The 16,826-nt window shown below is 36.8% G+C and carries 19 protein-coding genes; 3 read left to right on the top strand and 16 right to left on the bottom strand.

Going from position 1 to position 16,826, the window contains the following annotated elements; all coding sequences use genetic code 11:
* Positions 1-14: 14 nt before the first annotated feature.
* Positions 15-500, bottom strand: a complete 486-nt coding sequence (locus MKX31_RS24925; RefSeq protein WP_064476155.1) for a VanZ family protein — start codon at positions 498-500, stop codon at positions 15-17.
* A 110-nt stretch (positions 501-610) separates the two neighbouring features.
* Between MKX31_RS24925 and MKX31_RS24920 the strand changes: the two genes are divergently transcribed.
* Positions 611-835 (top strand): DUF1659 domain-containing protein, encoded by a 225-nt coding sequence (locus tag MKX31_RS24920; protein WP_340981652.1) that lies wholly within the window; start codon positions 611-613, stop codon positions 833-835.
* Between the two features lie 98 nt (positions 836-933).
* Entirely contained in the window at positions 934-1,149 is a 216-nt protein-coding gene (locus MKX31_RS24915; RefSeq protein ID WP_001197601.1) for a DUF2922 domain-containing protein, read from the top strand.
* Between the two features lie 19 nt (positions 1,150-1,168).
* Here the strand turns inward: MKX31_RS24915 and MKX31_RS24910 are convergent, their stop codons facing one another.
* Positions 1,169-1,567: a DUF4359 domain-containing protein gene (locus MKX31_RS24910; RefSeq protein ID WP_016085527.1), complete on the bottom strand. Its 399-nt coding sequence runs from the start codon at positions 1,565-1,567 to the stop codon at positions 1,169-1,171.
* Positions 1,568-1,761: 194 nt separating this feature from the next.
* Between MKX31_RS24910 and MKX31_RS24905 the strand changes: the two genes are divergently transcribed.
* Positions 1,762-2,268 (top strand): competence protein ComK, encoded by a 507-nt coding sequence (locus tag MKX31_RS24905; protein ID WP_340981651.1) that lies wholly within the window; start codon positions 1,762-1,764, stop codon positions 2,266-2,268.
* A 55-nt stretch (positions 2,269-2,323) separates the two neighbouring features.
* On the opposite strand, the gene MKX31_RS24900 is transcribed toward MKX31_RS24905, so the two are convergent.
* The 14 genes from MKX31_RS24900 to rfbB form a co-directional block, all read right to left on the bottom strand.
* Positions 2,324-2,794, bottom strand: a complete 471-nt coding sequence (locus MKX31_RS24900) for a sigma-70 family RNA polymerase sigma factor (protein WP_098111070.1) — start codon at positions 2,792-2,794, stop codon at positions 2,324-2,326.
* A gap of 218 nt (positions 2,795-3,012) precedes the next feature.
* On the bottom strand, positions 3,013-3,714 hold the full coding sequence (locus tag MKX31_RS24895) for a Yip1 family protein (protein WP_064476151.1): 702 nt from the start codon (positions 3,712-3,714) through the stop codon (positions 3,013-3,015).
* Between the two features lie 128 nt (positions 3,715-3,842).
* Positions 3,843-5,045: an ABC transporter permease gene (locus MKX31_RS24890; protein WP_262765060.1), complete on the bottom strand. Its 1,203-nt coding sequence runs from the start codon at positions 5,043-5,045 to the stop codon at positions 3,843-3,845.
* Positions 5,042-5,722 (bottom strand): ABC transporter ATP-binding protein, encoded by a 681-nt coding sequence (locus tag MKX31_RS24885; protein WP_064476150.1) that lies wholly within the window; start codon positions 5,720-5,722, stop codon positions 5,042-5,044. The genes MKX31_RS24890 and MKX31_RS24885 overlap by 4 nt, the downstream gene beginning before the upstream one ends.
* On the bottom strand, positions 5,719-6,912 hold the full coding sequence (locus tag MKX31_RS24880; RefSeq protein ID WP_088047773.1) for an efflux RND transporter periplasmic adaptor subunit: 1,194 nt from the start codon (positions 6,910-6,912) through the stop codon (positions 5,719-5,721). Before MKX31_RS24880 ends, MKX31_RS24885 begins: the two co-directional genes overlap by 4 nt.
* Positions 6,913-7,151: 239 nt before the next feature.
* The gene (locus tag MKX31_RS24875; protein WP_046960113.1) at positions 7,152-8,486 is read right to left on the bottom strand and encodes an MFS transporter; all 1,335 of its coding nucleotides are present in this window, start codon (positions 8,484-8,486) and stop codon (positions 7,152-7,154) included.
* Positions 8,487-8,505: 19 nt separating this feature from the next.
* Positions 8,506-9,540, bottom strand: a complete 1,035-nt coding sequence (locus MKX31_RS24870; RefSeq protein WP_262765047.1) for an ABC transporter substrate-binding protein — start codon at positions 9,538-9,540, stop codon at positions 8,506-8,508.
* Positions 9,537-10,319, bottom strand: coding sequence for a DUF3919 family protein (locus tag MKX31_RS24865; protein WP_262765043.1), 783 nt, complete (start codon positions 10,317-10,319; stop codon positions 9,537-9,539). The genes MKX31_RS24870 and MKX31_RS24865 overlap by 4 nt, the downstream gene beginning before the upstream one ends.
* A gap of 66 nt (positions 10,320-10,385) precedes the next feature.
* Entirely contained in the window at positions 10,386-11,816 is a 1,431-nt protein-coding gene (locus MKX31_RS24860; RefSeq protein ID WP_242290038.1) for a HAMP domain-containing sensor histidine kinase, read from the bottom strand.
* A gap of 11 nt (positions 11,817-11,827) precedes the next feature.
* Positions 11,828-12,499, bottom strand: a complete 672-nt coding sequence (locus MKX31_RS24855; RefSeq protein ID WP_088047769.1) for a response regulator transcription factor — start codon at positions 12,497-12,499, stop codon at positions 11,828-11,830.
* Between the two features lie 121 nt (positions 12,500-12,620).
* Positions 12,621-13,613: a UDP-glucose 4-epimerase GalE gene (gene galE / locus MKX31_RS24850; protein WP_061679387.1), complete on the bottom strand. Its 993-nt coding sequence runs from the start codon at positions 13,611-13,613 to the stop codon at positions 12,621-12,623.
* 89 nt (positions 13,614-13,702) lie between these two features.
* Positions 13,703-14,521, bottom strand: coding sequence for an SGNH/GDSL hydrolase family protein (locus MKX31_RS24845; RefSeq protein ID WP_064476138.1), 819 nt, complete (start codon positions 14,519-14,521; stop codon positions 13,703-13,705).
* 98 nt (positions 14,522-14,619) lie between these two features.
* Positions 14,620-15,534, bottom strand: coding sequence for a polyisoprenyl-teichoic acid--peptidoglycan teichoic acid transferase TagU (gene tagU, locus MKX31_RS24840; RefSeq protein ID WP_103655690.1), 915 nt, complete (start codon positions 15,532-15,534; stop codon positions 14,620-14,622).
* Between the two features lie 262 nt (positions 15,535-15,796).
* Positions 15,797-16,825, bottom strand: a complete 1,029-nt coding sequence (gene rfbB, locus MKX31_RS24835) for a dTDP-glucose 4,6-dehydratase (RefSeq protein ID WP_340981648.1) — start codon at positions 16,823-16,825, stop codon at positions 15,797-15,799.
* Position 16,826 lies beyond the last annotated feature (1 nt).

The raw sequence follows: 16,826 nt of genomic DNA, 5'->3' as shown, positions 1-16,826 counted from the left end.
CTAATCTCAAAAGATTAGCTTCTTTTTCTATTCCAAAACCAATTACTTATTATAATCCCTGTTAATCCGCCGCACGTATCCAGTAATGAATCTTGCCACATCGGTGTACGATCTCCCGTAGTCCATTGATGAATTTCATCAAATGTTGCATATCCCGCAACGAAAAGAAGAGCGTATATAAAGCACCGTTTTCTCGAATGACCCGATCGATGAAAAGCATAATACGTCAATGAACCTAGCATAAAGAACACCATAAAATGAGCACCTTTACGAAGGAAAAACTCAATAAATCCGCCTACACCTTTATTTGCAATGCTAACAGGTGTACCACCGCCATAATCAATAGATACCCATGAAAAATGATCTTTCACAAACTCCACATTTACATATTGTTCAATATCCGAGCGCATATCCTGCTTTTTATATGGTTGTGCCGAGGAATAGAAAATCAACCCCATCCATAGTAAAACAGGAATCCAAAATAACCATTTACGTTTCATTCTTCCGAAGCCCCTCTCTTAATCTTTTAAGAGTACCAAAAAAAAGAATAAATTTCACGCCAAAACATGACATTTGCAACCTATTTATAAAGTGAAAGGGGGTGATAAACATGGCAGTCGAAACAATCGTAACGGACTTAACTTTACGTCTTGTCTTAAACAATGGATTAGATAAGAACGGAAAAACAGCTTTTAAGCAAAAACAATTTAAGCGTGTTAAAACAAACTCAAACTTAGAGCAAGTACACAACGTAGCACGTGCTCTTGCTTCTTTACAAGCATCACCGCTTCACGCTATACAGCTTGTTAGCACATCAGATCTTTCTACCCTATAAGGTTAAACTGTACTCAGTGGGGGTGTTCATCCCCCCTAAGTATGAACCAACACCCTACTCGCAATATAGCGGGATAAATAAAAAGGAGGAAATAACGTATGCAAGTACTAGAATTAATTTTCGCGAAAGAAGATGGAAAAACAGTTGTTTTTTCTATCGAGAAACCTATTACACCTGTCGATGCACAAGTCGTAAATCAAGTAATGGATACCATCCTTGCCTCATCTGTATTTTCAACAATTAATGATAATACCCGAAAAAAAGGAGCCCGTCTCGTAGAAAAGAATGTATCTGAAGTTCCTATTACCTTATAAACAAAAAGACGAATCTGCGTCATTTTGCAGATTCGTCTTTTTTCTTCGGCATTTCAATCGGAATAAAGATTTTTGAAAAACCGACGCATACATATTTATAGTGCTCTCCGCCTATATCAAACTCGGTCGTATATGTTGAGAAGAAAATATAATCATTTCGCTTTGTATAATTCTCGATTAATAATCCAACTTGTGGCTCAACATATTTTTTCGCCAACTTCTTACCAGCCGATGCTAAATCGCCAAGGAGGCCCTCTTCATTTTCTTTTTGAACTTCGTCTAGCTTCTTACTTACATCATTACGTTTCATAAACTGCTTTGCTGCCCAGTCCGTATATTCTCCTTTACTCGGATTACTATTTGCTAAATATACTAGAAGAACAACAACTAGAGCCATAATAATATACCTTTTCTTCATACTATCTCACCGCCTACTCTTTTCTATTTTCATATATATGTACAAGCGATGCAAATTAGAAAGACTAACATCTATTGATTGTAAACGAATAGCCAAAATTTACAATATGAAACGGAATATTAACAATCACTTTACTTAATTCGTATATAATTATATTTGGAATTAAAATCATTTATAAGGGAGGAATCAAAATTATGAATGACGAAAATGATATTATTATTTCTAATTCTACAATGATGCTGGAACCTTACAAGCACCCTTATTATCGCACCAAAATTATCGACAGTAGCGGGAACCATCTTTACTCCTGTCAAACCGCTCTCCAACTCATCAAGCAATCTTGTCTAACCAATGTTCATTCTACTTATCAAGGCAGACGTAATGCAGTCCAAACAAATTTTAAATTTAAACAAAATGTCCCAATTCCGATTAATCATCGAGAATATATTTGTGCTTTTCCAACAGAATCTCCTTCTTCTCCAAACTGTATATGGCTATTTTATAACCATATAGATGACATAGAATTTTTCAAAAAGAGTAAAAAATCTAACATTCATTTTTCAAATAGCACTACTACAACAATACATATCAGTCCCCATAAGTTAAAACAGCAATTATTAAAAGCTGGATACGTATTATCACGTATGAACATGCAAGATTCACTACAATTTAAAAACCTCTTATTACATTTACTACCTTAACAGAATAAGTAGAATGGAAAGCAATATCCTTTGCCTTCCATTCTTATAATCCTATTTATCCTCTTAAGCTATTTCGCATTTTCTCAAGTGCTTGCCGATACACCCACCTCACTTGATAATAGGTCATTTCCATCTCGCTAGCGATTTCCCCCATCGTCTTCCCTACAAAAAAACGTTCGAAAATAATATACTTCTCCTTCTCATCTAATACACTCATAAAATCCTGTACTCTCAATCCAACATCTTCAAATGAAAAAATCTCCTCATATTCACCTACATAAACATTCCTTTCTTGCAAGGCAGACTCTTTCTTCAATCTTTCCAATATATAACCACGCACCGTTACAACTGCATATGCAGGAAAACTTCCTTTCTCCGCATCAAATCTTTCATACGCATGCCAAAGACCAATTAAACCACATTGATAATACTCTTCATGATCTTGATAAATACCTAGCTTCTTTATTTGATTTACGATCATTCCTTCATATAAAACAACTGTCTCTGTAAAAGTCGCTGGCTTCACACAGTACCTGTTTCTAAAAGGTATACCTCTTTGTTATTCCGCCGGTACCTCCACAATATAAAAATAAAGAAGCGATTTCACTGTGAGTAATTTTAAATACTACCGCCGAAATTTGAAATTACATGAAGTAGAATTTGAAATTCTGCTTGTCTTATTTGAAATAAGGGTAAAAATAAAAAAGGTGACTCTTGGGAGAGTCACCTTTTAGTCCAATCATATTATACCGGCAAACCAGGTAAAAACTTTGCCATCAATACAACAATCGCAGCTAAGAATACCGCCTTAATAATGAATAAAACGATAATTGGAATAGCTGCTTTCACTTTACTTAATCCTGCTGTAACTTGTAATCCTAACCAAATTAAAACTAAATTCCATAAATAGAACACTTCAATTGAATTAGCGATTCCATATGCAAGTGAGCCTTTCTCAAATAACGGACCTAAACTTGTATACGCAGTTGGTGCAGCACCTAAAATTAAAGCTATAATACCATTAATGAGTCCACCAATAATAACAATAATATCCGTGTATACAATAATCATTACTATTTTTTTATAAGAAGTATCATTCCCGTAAAACATCATAAACACTTTATAAATAGCTGCAACAACGAATGTTGCAATCATAACACCTACTATTCCCCATATCGTACTAGAAATTAAATTTGATACAAGCGAGCCCTGCTCTGCAAGTGCACCACCTAATTTCTTTTGCATTTCAATCATCTCAGGTGATGTATACGTAATATACGAATTTAAACCACCTACAAGTCCTTGTAATAGCGCCACTATGAAGAACATACCCCAAACTTTCTCAGTCGTCTTCATTCTCTCAAACTGTAAACCAGGAGAAGTAATCATTCCGAACAATGATGGCTTCTCTCCACCAGCTTTTTGCGTATTCAAATTCGCTTCCATTATAACGCCTCCTTCTATTTATATAACCCGTTCTAACGGGCGGTTCACTTCCTCAACATAGAGGCTACGAACCGCCCACTAGAACGGTAATGTGTAGTAGAGAGCTCCCTCTCTATTACACTACTAACTTATTCATAACGTAATGCTTCAATTGGATCTAATTTCGCAGCTTTGTTCGCTGGAATTAATCCGAAAATAATACCAAGTGTCATAGAGAATAGTACGCCTCCAACGACAACTTCCCATGAAACGAGTGGTGGCCATTTCGCAAATGTGGAAACGATATAGGCCCCGCCATATCCAAGACCAATTCCGATTAAACCACCTAGAAGTGTTAACATAACTGCTTCAATTAAAAACTGTAATAAAATTTTACTACGTGTTGCCCCAAGTGCTTTACGTATCCCGATTTCGCGCGTACGCTCCGTTACAGATACGAGCATAATGTTCATAACACCAATACCACCAACGACTAATGAAATACCCGCAATACCACCGATAATCATCGTCATAATACCAGTTACTTTAGAAACATTTTCTTGGAATTCTTTTAAATTCACTAGTTCATATTTACCTGGAATTTCACTTGGCTTACGACTATTTAATACATCAACAGCTTGTTTACCAGCTGCTTCTAAATCGTCTACATTTTTAGCTTGAATTGCGATATTTTGAATATCATCTGTTCCGAATAAAACAGGCCATAATGTAAGAGGGATTAACGCTTCTTCCATTTCAAATCCCATAAACTCATTATCAGATGTATACACACCGACAATCTGCATCGGTTGTCCTTTCATCTCAATAATTTGCCCAACTGGGTTTACGTCCTTAAATAACGTCTTTTCTGTTTTTGTACTAATCATCACAACGTTATTTGCATGAGAAATATCTGATTCATTTAAAGTACGTCCCGTTACGACCTTTACTTTATTAACCGCAAAATATTCATTATCAAGACCAATAACATTCAGATTTGCTTTTTTATCATTTACATCTAGTATCTCTGTCGTCGAATTTGTCGTAATAACATGTGAAACATCTTTCACTTGTTTTACTTCTAAAATATCCTCTTCCGTTAACTTCGGTATTTCAAATCCGCCTATAGCAAACTCATCATTCATATCTGGTTTAAATTGAATTGGCATAAGGTTATTACCACCAGAACCTGCGAATTTCGACTTCAGCATTGCTTCCCCGCCTTGCCCAATCGCAACGACAGTAATAATAGAACCAACGCCGATAATAATACCGAGCATCGTTAATGCCGAACGCAGTTTATGAGCTAAAATAGAAGATAGGGCAATTTTTATACTATCTAGTAAACTCATACCGCACACCTTCTATCTTCTGTAATTTTCCCATCTCGCAGTACAATACGGCGGGAAGAATACGCTGCTACTTCCTCTTCATGCGTGACCATAACAATCGTTGTACCTTCTGCATTAAGCTTCGTGAAAATATTCATCACTTGCTCACCAGACTTCGTATCAAGCGCGCCAGTAGGCTCATCAGCCATAATGAACGTTGGATTATTCGCAATCGACCTTGCAATCGCTACACGCTGCTTCTGTCCACCTGATAATTCATTCGGCAAATGGTGAACCCTATCTGACAAACCGACTTTACCAAGCGCGTCCAGAGCCCTTTGACGACGCTCTGCTTTCTTCACACCACCGTATACGAGCGGAAGTTCAACATTTTCTACTGCCGAAAGACGTGGAAGCAAATTAAAGTGCTGAAACACAAAGCCAATATATTCATTACGAATTAAAGCAAGCTTTGACTCGTCTGCTGTTAAGATATTCACATCATTCAGCATATATTCGCCTTCTGTCGGACGATCTAAACAACCGATAATATTCATAAGCGTTGATTTACCAGAACCAGACGGTCCCATAATCGAAACGAACTCACCGCTTTGAATTGTTACACTAATATCATGTAAGATTGGCACTGCCAATTTTCCTTGATAATACGTTTTAGCAATATTATTTAACGTAATCATTTCTCTTTCACTTCCATTCCGTCATACACGTCGTCGGAAGGATTTTTAACCACCTTTTGCCCCACTTTTGCGCCTTCAACAATCTCTGTCCAGTCTCCATCAGTAGAACCTTTTTTCACATTTTGTTTACGAAGCTTTCCTTTATCCTCAACATAAACAAATGCATCACCATCTTTTTCTACAATGCTCTTAGTTGGAACAGCAATCATCGTCTTATTCTCTAAATTTACTTGCAATGAAACATGATAACCTGGAGATAAACCATCTTGACTATCAAGACTTGCTTTATATGTATATTGAGACATATTTTGAGTCGCTTCACCCATACCACCAGCTTGAGCCATCTCTGCACTCGTTGGGAATTCACTTACCTCTGTAATTTTACCTGTCCACTTCTTCTTATTATTTGCTTTAGCAGTTACAGTAAATGTTTGATCTGGTTGAATTTGTGACTTCTGAAGCTCAGTTAACGTCCCTTGCACTTGGAACGGATCTTTAGACGCCACTTGTAAAAATGCTTTCCCTTGACCACCTAACGCTTGAGATGAACTTTGCGCCGCATCTTTATCTAACTTTTGAACGACACCAGTAAAATTACTATAAATCGTAAGCTCTTTCTGCTTTTTACTTAACTCTTCTTTCTGCAACTTCCCTTTTTCTTTCTCAAGATCAGTTGTCTTTTGTGCCATCTCTAACTCACTTACTTGCTCGTCCATCGGATCCGTTACTTCTTTCCCAGCTCCGCTATCCTTTGCCTTCTTAATTTCTTTCTTCAACGAATCAATCTTCTTCTTCCCTTGATCATAACGCATATCCGCCATCTTCTGATCAAGCTCAGCTTGCTTCATTTGCAAGTTAATCTCTTCATTATCATAAGAGAATAACTTCGTACCTTTCTCTACCTCTTGTCCTTCTTTCACTGCAATATCTTTCACTTTCCCTTTAGTCGGATCCGCATAGAAACTTTCAATATTCCCTGGTTTCACCTGGCCAGAAATTAATTTCGTATTATTAAGCTTTCGCTCCGTTACCTTCTCAAAGCTCACAGCATCAGCAGATGTTGATGCCCCCTTCTTCTTGCCTTGCATAATAAAAATATTAACCGCCGCTACAATAACAATTAGTGCAATAACCCCGATAATAATCCATTTCTTCTTCTTGCTTGGAGTACGAACCGTATTTGGTACCATATTCTCTCTCCCTTTATAACTTAATAGTTTAATATAAAAATTGTATAAAACTTTCTGAAAACAAATTACATATTATTACATTCTTTTTACAAAGTTTTACACATCCATTTATATTGTAACAAAAATTCCAATGATTAGAAATATGACATATTGTCTTTTAAGATAGATTTAAGGAAAGGTTATATTAATATAAGAAAAGCTATCCAAAATGATAATTGGATAGCTTTTCAAACAAAATATTATGCTACTTTAGTTTTTTTCCCCTCATGTCCACGTTGAACGATGAACAAGAAGATTGTTGATAAAATTGCACCTGTTAATAGTAAGATGAAGCAACCGTCCCAGCCAGAACGATCAACAATAATACCAATCGCTGCATTAGCTACAAGACTTCCGCCCACATAACCGAACAGACCACACATACCAACTGTCGTACCTACTGCAAATTTCGGTACTAATTCCATCGCACTTAAACCGATTAAGAACTGTGGTACATAAATTAAACAACCGATGATAGAAACTGCAATACTTACAACAAGTATGCTAGTTGCTTGCCAATATACAAACGTACCAATAACAACTCCGACCATACTAATGATACATAATGGCATACGTTTTCCTTTAAATAATTTATCACTTAAAAGACCAACGATTAATGAACTTGGAATTGCCATACCTTCAAAGATTGCGTACGCCGCGTGTGCTTCATTTTTTGAGAAGCCTTTAACTGTCGTTAAATAAAGTGGAACCCAGTTAATAACGCCGAAACGAATTAAATACACAAATGCATTTGCAATACATAAGAACCATACAAATTTATTTTTCACTACATACTTCATTAAAATTTCTTTTGGTGACATCTTGTTAGCATTATCTGCTTTTTCAAGATTTTCATAGTCATTACGATACTCATCAATTGGAGGAAGACCTTCTGATTCTGGTGTATCCTTCGCATTAATCCAAACAAGAACTGAAATTACCATTGCGATAATCGCAGGGAAAATAAACACGCCGCCTTGCCAATGATTTTCACCAAAAATAGCTACACCAATTCCGACAAGTGGTGGTACGAGCATTCCGCCAACGTTATGTGAAATATTCCAAATACCCGTTTTCGTACCGCGTTCTTTCTTCGAGAACCATTTCGTCATAACGATACTACAAGGGGGTGCTCCCATACCTTGTACAATACCGTTTAGAACAAGCAGTGTAACAATCATTCCAAATGACGATGCAAAACCGAAACAAATATTTACAAGCCCTGATAAGAATAAACCGACTGCGATAAAGCGCTGGGCGAAAGCTTTATCTGACAAATTCCCCATAAAGAACTTACTAAATCCATAAACAATTGCCATGATTGAACCTAGTAGTCCAATTTCAGCTGTACTAAATCCATATTCTTGTACTAAATACGTACTTGATAACGTAAAGTTACTACGAACTAAATAATAAGCAGCATACCCAACTGAAATTCCCATTAATACACGAATACGTAGTAATTTGTATACTCGATCAATCATATCTGCTGGCAAACGTTCAATTGCAGGTGCTGGCTTAAGCCATTTAAACATATTCTTTCGTCTCCTTTTCTCACTTCTGAGAGAGACGCTGTCTATTCCATATCTCGATTATTCCGCTATTTGATATATTTTTGTTTGTTCTTCTAACCGGCTGTCCTTCTATTTCTTTCTCATTCTTCGCAAACATCGTTGGTACGCCAAACGAAACCTTTTCTAAAATATGACCCGCTTCTTCTGATAAACAATAATCAATAAATAAATCCGAAATAATACCATTCGGTGCACGTTTTAGTTTCGAAATCGCATTAACAGATAATCCTGTTTGCTCAGGTTCGTTACTTAAAATAGGAAAGCCTCGTTTTTGAAGCATTCTCTGATCTCCCATGAAATTGATGCCTATCATATATTCACCGCTTGCAACAAGTTCCACTGGTATGTAACCATTCACTGTTACTTCTCCAACTTGTCCTGCCAAGTTCTTAACATATTCCTTCGCTTTCCCTTCACCTAAAGTATCAATAAGTGATTGAAAAAACGTATATGCTGTTCCTGAGACATTTGGATCTGGCATAACAATTTTCCCCTTATATACTGGATTTAATAAATCTTGCCACCTTGATGGATAAGGAAGTCCGAGCGGTGCTATTTCTTCATTCCACCGCTCTTTATTGATCGCAATTGCCAGCTTCTCCACTTCATAACCGTACCAATAACCGTCTTTATCTTTAACAGTTTTTGAAATACGGTTCGCATGCTGACTCGTAACAGGAATAGATAGATTTTTTTGCTTCATCATTTGATGCGCGTCTACCGTACCGCCAATAATAATATCCGCTTTCGGATTTCCCGCTTCCTCTTCTACCCTCCGAAGAAGCTCTTCTGTCGAAAGACGAATAAATTCATACGTACAGCCGCGTGGTTTACAAAATGATGACAGCAAAGCTTCACCAACTTCCTCACGAGCTGCTACATACGCAACAAGATGACGATCATCCAAAATAGGGAGACCACTTTTATTATATTTAATAGAGGTTGTATCTCGAGAGCAACTAGACATCGCTCCTCCAATTACTAGCAAAAAGAAGAAAAAGGCTATCTTTCTCATGACACATTCTCCTTTACAAATAAATTTGCGAGGGAGCTTTTCATATACATAACATTCCCGTTATTATCACCGAGATATTGCACAACAAAGTACGATGGATATACAGAAATAGTAAGAATATCTTCTCGCTCATTCTTTATAAGCTTCCCTGTTTTATAAGCGGTAATATAAGCAATCGGTTCATTCTGTGATTGTAATAATTTCTGTATTTCTCCGTAATCTGTAATTTGCTTTGCGTACCGAATCGAATCAAGTATGTGCGTAAGATTCATCGCACGTTCTACATCACCTTGACGTACTATGACATCCTGCGCTGACGCAAAAAAATCACTAATACGTTCTGGTGTGTAATACAGGCTTAACAAATACGTTTGAAATGCTGAAATCATTGGATCCGTACCATTCTTTCCGTACATATCAGCCCCGTACTGGAACAAGTCACCTACTGCAAAAGTACGTTTATGTCCATTCAAGTACGTTACTTCTCCAGTAAATACTTGTTCTTGATTCTTAGCTTCTCTCGGTTCTATTTGAATTCGGTCAAAGAATGAAACAATCGTATGCAAACGAACTTCATCCGTTATAACAATTTCTCCCCACTTTTCATGCCTAACCTTCATTTCAGTAGGCAGGGATTCATTCACCCTTTGTAAAACAGTTTGTTTGTCATTCACTATTGTGATTCGATTGTATATTTGCTTCTCCATCACATAAAACAAAATAAGAGAAACAATTATACAAAGGACAAACATAAGAATTTGAAATGATAGCCTTTTCATTTCTGCCTACCTCCAAGATAAAAAAACGTTGTTTCGAAAATACCGCATAATTGTTTCATAAATGTATCATTTAACCGCTTTCAGGTTTTTTATGTCTTCCATTCGTCTCGGAAGCAAGAATGTAATAAATATTGTAGTGCCTATTTCTTCACTACTCTCAATTCGCATACTTCCGCCCTGCTTATTCATAATCTCCTGACAAATATACAAACCGTAACCATTCCCGTAACTAGAAGGCAGTACCTTCCCTTCTGGCGATTCATTCCACTCTGCAAGCACACCTTCATCTATACCAATGCCATCATCATGAACAAAAACCTTTGCCTCACGTTCATTTACAATTACATTCATACGAATTTGCGTAGCATCGCTATATTTTATCGCATTATCAAGCACGTTTAAGAAAATCTGTTTCGTCTTATCGAAATCCGCAACAACATGTACATCTGTTAACTCATTTATCACTTCAATCTCAAATTTCTGCAGGCGAGGTTTCACAATTGAAACTGCTTCTTCTGCTAATTCCTTTATATTCACAACTGTAGGTGACACTTCAAACGTACTCGTCCCGTACTTTGAAGACTTAAGTAATTCCTCTACAAGTGATAATAGACGCTCACTTTCTACAGCCACATAACGCAGGCTCTCCTGTACATCTTCCTTTACCTTCAACTTTGGAATTAAATCCACATAGCCAATAATCGCCGTTAGCGGTGTTTTCAACTCATGTGTAATACGGTCTAAGAAATCTTTCTGCTTCTCTTTCTCCTCTTTCAATTGCTTAATATGTAGTTCAATTCCATCCGCCATCGCATTAAAAGACGCTGACAGCTGAGCAATTTCCACATATTCATTTAGCTCAATCTTGCTTTTATAATCCCCATTCGCAAGCCGCTTTGCCATTTGTCTTAACTGATCGATTGGCTTATGAAGAGACTTTGCCAAACGAATTGCAAAGAAAATACCCGCAGCTACTAGACAAAGAGACGTCATTAAAAACGTCCAGCCAACATTTGTTAAAACTTCCTTCTCACCCGTTAACTCATTTATAAAACGAACACTTCCGATGACATCGTTTCCATAATAAACTGGGCTTGAAAACAAAAGAATTGGAGCTGGGTCTCCTTCTTCAAAAACATAAGACTTCTTCCCCTTCAAAGAGCTCTCAATATCAATGTTCCGATGAAGAAGTGCTCCTTTTTGCGTATCCGCAACAACATCTCCATTCTTTCCAATCATCTGTACACGGACATCCATACGCTTCGCTAAATACGAAGCAATTAAAAGTGAATTCGGACCGAGCGTCTCTACCTCTGCTTCCTTCTCTAAATAATTCATCGTATAAATTTGTGCTTCTACACTTAATTTCTCTAAAGAATTTGCCGCGTTATGATACATATTCTTTTCTAACGTAATATAAACAACTGCGTACAAAAGAACAAAAATCGGGATTAACAGTCCCACTATTCCAAACACCATATTTCTTTTTAAAGACATACCATCACCACTTAACAATCCAGTTTATAGCCAACGCCATAAATTGTCTTAATATATTCCCCGCTATTCCCTAGCTTCTTCCGCAGTCTTTGCACCATAATATCAACCGCTCTCGTATTTCCGATATACTCAAACCCCCATACTTTCTCAAGTAACTCATCTCTCATAAATACACGCTGCGGATTTGAAGCAAACAACTGACATAAATTAAACTCTCGGTACGTTAACTGAATTTCTTGTCCACTAACATGCACTTTTCTTTCCTTAGGACAAATCGTTATCTCTCCTGCCCCAATTACTTCATGACTTACCGTTACCTCTGCCTTCTTCACACGCCGCGTCATATTCTTGACCCGAAGAATAAGCTCAGCATAATTAAATGGCTTCGTCACATAATCATCCGCACCAAGCTGCAGACCAAGCAATTTATCATTCATCTGACTCTTTGCAGTTAACATGAGCACTGGAATATCCCTATTCTTCTCACGGAACAAGCGAAGCAACTCATACCCATCTGTATCTGGTAGCATAACATCCAAAATCAATACATCCGGCCCTTCATTCCATTTCTCTAAAGCTTCTCTTCCATCAGCCGCCGTGAGCACTTCATACCCTTCCATCTCCAACTGCATCCGAATCAAATTACGAATACTCGATTCATCATCAACTACAAGTATTTTCATTATTCTCCTCCTTTCATCCCGTATTATAGTACAGTTTAGTATAGCAAAAATCATACAAAAAAAGAGAGAGTATTGTCGAACATATGTTGAACGACAATACCCTCTCTTTCACTTATTATATTTATTTAGCATACCCATTAGGTTGCTTCTGATGCCAATTCCAAGCATGCTCAATGATTGTCTTCACATTTACATACTGAGGATCCCATCCTAACTTCTCTTTCGCTTTCTGAGAAGAAGCAACTAAACGTGCTGGATCTCCCGCACGGCGCGGTGCCACCTCAGCTGGAATTTCATGATTTGTAACTTCACGAACTGCATCAACGATTTCTTTTACACTGAAACCATTACCATTTCCTAAGTTATAGAAATCACTTTCTCCGCCGTTCTGTAGGTCTTTAAGCCCTAAGAAGTGAGCTGCTACTAAATCTTCAACATGAATATAATCACGGATACAAGTACCATCTGGTGTATTATAGTCCTCACCAAACATCATAATCTTCTCACGTTGACCTAACGCCACTTGCAGCACAAGAGGAATTAAATGTGTCTCTGGACGGTGATCTTCCCCAATAATACCATTTGGAGTTGCACCAGCCACGTTAAAGTATCTGAAAATCTTATAACGTAAATTAGAAGCTTGGCTATACCAATGGAGCATCTTCTCGATTGCTAACTTCGTTTCTCCATACGTATTCGTTGGATTTGTCATCGTTTCCTCAGTAATAAGGTCTACATCTACCTCACCATACGTCGCCGCAGTAGAAGAGAAAATAAACTTATCTACCTTAAACTCATCCATTACCTCTAATAAGCAAAGTGCACCATACACATTGTTATTATAATATTGCAGAGGCTTCTCCATACTAACTCCAACTAAAGAATCAGCTGCGAAATGCATAACTGCCTCAATATTTTCTTGTGTAAAAACATCTCTTAAAAATGCTTTATCACGAAGGTCGCCATTATAAAACTTCGCACCTTCCGTAATTGCATCTTCATGACCCGTTTGTAAGTTATCTACTACTACTACAGATAAACCTTCGTCTACTAATTTTTTCACAGCGTGAGAACCGATATAACCAGCTCCGCCGCAGATTAGAATTGAATTCATTGTCTTCCTCCTACATATATTAGGATTTCTTATTCACTCTCTTATTATAAAAGGTATACGATTGCTCGTATACCTTTTGTGTACCTTTATTACTTAGCAACGAAATAATCCGTTACATATTGTGCCCAAACTTCATGCCCTTTAGCACTTGGGAAACCGAATTCTTCTGTTAAGTATGGTAGAATAGCCTTTGTTGATGCATCAGGCCATACTCCCCAATGATCCACATATGTATAACCATTTTGCGTCGCAAATTGCTTTAACGCTTCAATTGCCTTCGGATAATTCTTCGCACCATACACTGGGTTTGGTGGTTGAATCATAATCGTAGCACCCTTTGCACTAGTAGAAAGTGCTTGCACAAACTTCTGTGTACTCGCAACAGAGTTTCCATTACCAGTTTTACCATTGTCAGTAATAAACGGTGGCTCGAATAAAATCACATCTGGATTTTCTTTCGCAATCTCTTTATCACGTTTATTTGTGATTAACTCGTCTGTACTTTCACCCTTATATTCCTTTACTGTCACATTCCATAACCCTTTACCGTAAGCAGTTTCTAAATTAGCCGTTAACTTAGCTGCCCAAGCATCTTTTTCAGATGAAGAAGCTTCATCACCAACAATTACAAGGTTTACTGCCTTTTTATCCTCAGCAGCTTTCTTTAACTTCTCTTTCACTTCATCTGGTAAATTCTTCGCATATGCTTCATTAAAAGATGACTTCGCATCTTGGTTTTTCTCTGCTTTCTTCGCTCCGCTATCTTTCACTTCAGATTTCGTTTTCGTTACTTCACTCGTCTGTCCCGTCGCATGCGCAATCTTCTTATTCCAGTACAATTTACCGCTCACAACCGAAGCGACAAACAATACAAAAATAACTAGGACAAGTACTGCTTTCTTATTCATCGATTCACCTCATCTATTAATCTCACAATATATAATATTAATATAAATCTATGCAAAAATAAACCCAACTCCTACCAAAGGAGTTGGGTTATTACATATTACTTAGTCACTTCAAGATGCGCTCTTAGCTTATTCGTAATATCTTGTTTCGCTGCATCTGGAACGTAGTAGTACCAAATACCATCAGCAGCTTTGTGGCCGTCACCTGGAATTTGGATTTCTTCACTATTCTCCATGCAATCTTTATAGTTCTTTTGAATATCAAACATTTGATCTTGCGTTAAACTTGTTTTAACATTTTTCTCAATTGCTTTTAATACATCACCATAACTTGCTAAAGAAGATACACTTGCACCTTTTTTAATTACAGCTTGAATGACTTGGCGTTGGCGCATTTGACGACCGAAGTCACCGCGTGGATCTTCATAACGCATGCGAGTATACTTTAATGCTGTTTCACCATTTAAATGGATATTACCTTTAGCAAAATGCTGATTTCTCGATGTAAACTCCAAATCGTTATTAACATCAACACCGCCAACAGCATCTACAATATCTTTGAACCCAGCCATGTTTACTTCGATGTAATGATCAACTGGTACATTAAGAAAATTCTCTACTGTTTTTACAGACATATCAATGCCACCGAAAGCATAAGCGTGGTTAATTTTATCTTTTTTACCTTTACCAACAATTTCTGTATAAGAATCACGTGGAATACTTGTAATTTTCATAGATTTTGTTTTTGGATTTAAAGTAAATAACATAAGTGAATCTGATCTACCTGTTCCATTATCTTCTTGGTCTACACCCATTAATAAAATAGATATAGGTTTATTATCTGCAATCTCTACTTTCTTATCTCGCTTATCGGACTTATCACGATCCAAAGGCTTATGCACTGCATTTAACGCATTAGACACATTAGAATATACAGTATATGCATATACACCACCAGCAATAACAAGAACGCCAATGATACCTAGAATCCAGAATAGAATCTTTTTCTTCATCGTTTTTCCTTCTTTCGGGTAACAATTTTAATACTCTACATACGAACTTCTAATACTATACTTCCATATGTACAACTTGTAAACCACTTAATATGTACCACAAAAACACAATGAGTTATTTTATAACCAAATACATACATTTTCTCTAACCCACTTGCCTTATATAAAAAAATGCAAAGTTAATTTCTAGTCAATTCATAATTCACATAAAAATATGGAGGTAACACTTATAAAGTATTACCTCCAAGGATTAATTAATAGACTACTTTTTTAATGATGAATATTGTTTTGTAAAATAGTTTTGATACTCACCAGTTACAATTGCCTTCCACCATTCTTCATTATCTAAATACCACTGGATTGTTTGAGCAATTCCCGTTTCAAATGTGTAAGTTGGTTTCCAACCTAATTTCTCTAGTTTTGTTGGGTCAATTGCATAGCGCTTATCGTGACCTAGTCGATCTTGAACAAACTCGATTAGTTCTTCCGATTTGCCAAGTGTACTAATGATCGTTTTTACTACTTCTAAATTTGTACGCTCATTATGTCCACCAACATTATAAACCTCTCCATTTGCACCCTCATGCATAACTAAATCAATTGCAGCACAATGATCAATAACGTGTAACCAGTCGCGAATATTTTTACCGTCCCCATATACAGGAACATTTTCATCATTTAATACACGTGAAATTGTTAATGGAATTAATTTTTCTGGGAAATGGAATGGTCCATAATTGTTTGAGCAACGTGTAATGTTAATTGGTAAGCCGAATGTCTCATGATATGCTCGAACTAATAAGTCAGAAGACGCCTTACTTGCACTATATGGGCTATTTGGTTGTAAAGGTGTATCTTCTGTGAAGAATGTAGTTGGATCAAAATCTAATTCGCCGTATACTTCGTCTGTTGATACGTGAACAAATTTAGTAATACCATACGCCTTTGCTGCATCTAATAACACTTGTGTCCCTAATACATTTGTACTAATAAACACTTCAGGTTCAGCAATAGAACGATCCACATGACTTTCTGCAGCAAAATGAACAACATAATCGAATTTTTCTTGTTCAAATAGTTGGTTTACCGCTTGACGGTCTACAATATCTACCTTAGCAAATGAATAGTTATCTTTATCCTCAATATCTTTATGCTTTGTTAAATCTCCTGCATATGTCAATGCATCTAAATTTACAATATGATAATTTGGATACTTATTTACCATATACTGTACAAAGTTTCCTCCGATAAAGCCCGCGCCACCTGTTACTAATACTTTCTTTTTTTCCATC

Source organism: Bacillus sp. FSL M8-0063 (assembly GCF_038005545.1).
GTDB classification, from domain to species: domain Bacteria; phylum Bacillota; class Bacilli; order Bacillales; family Bacillaceae_G; genus Bacillus_A; species Bacillus_A wiedmannii.
This window is presented reverse-complemented; position numbering and strand designations above follow the sequence as displayed.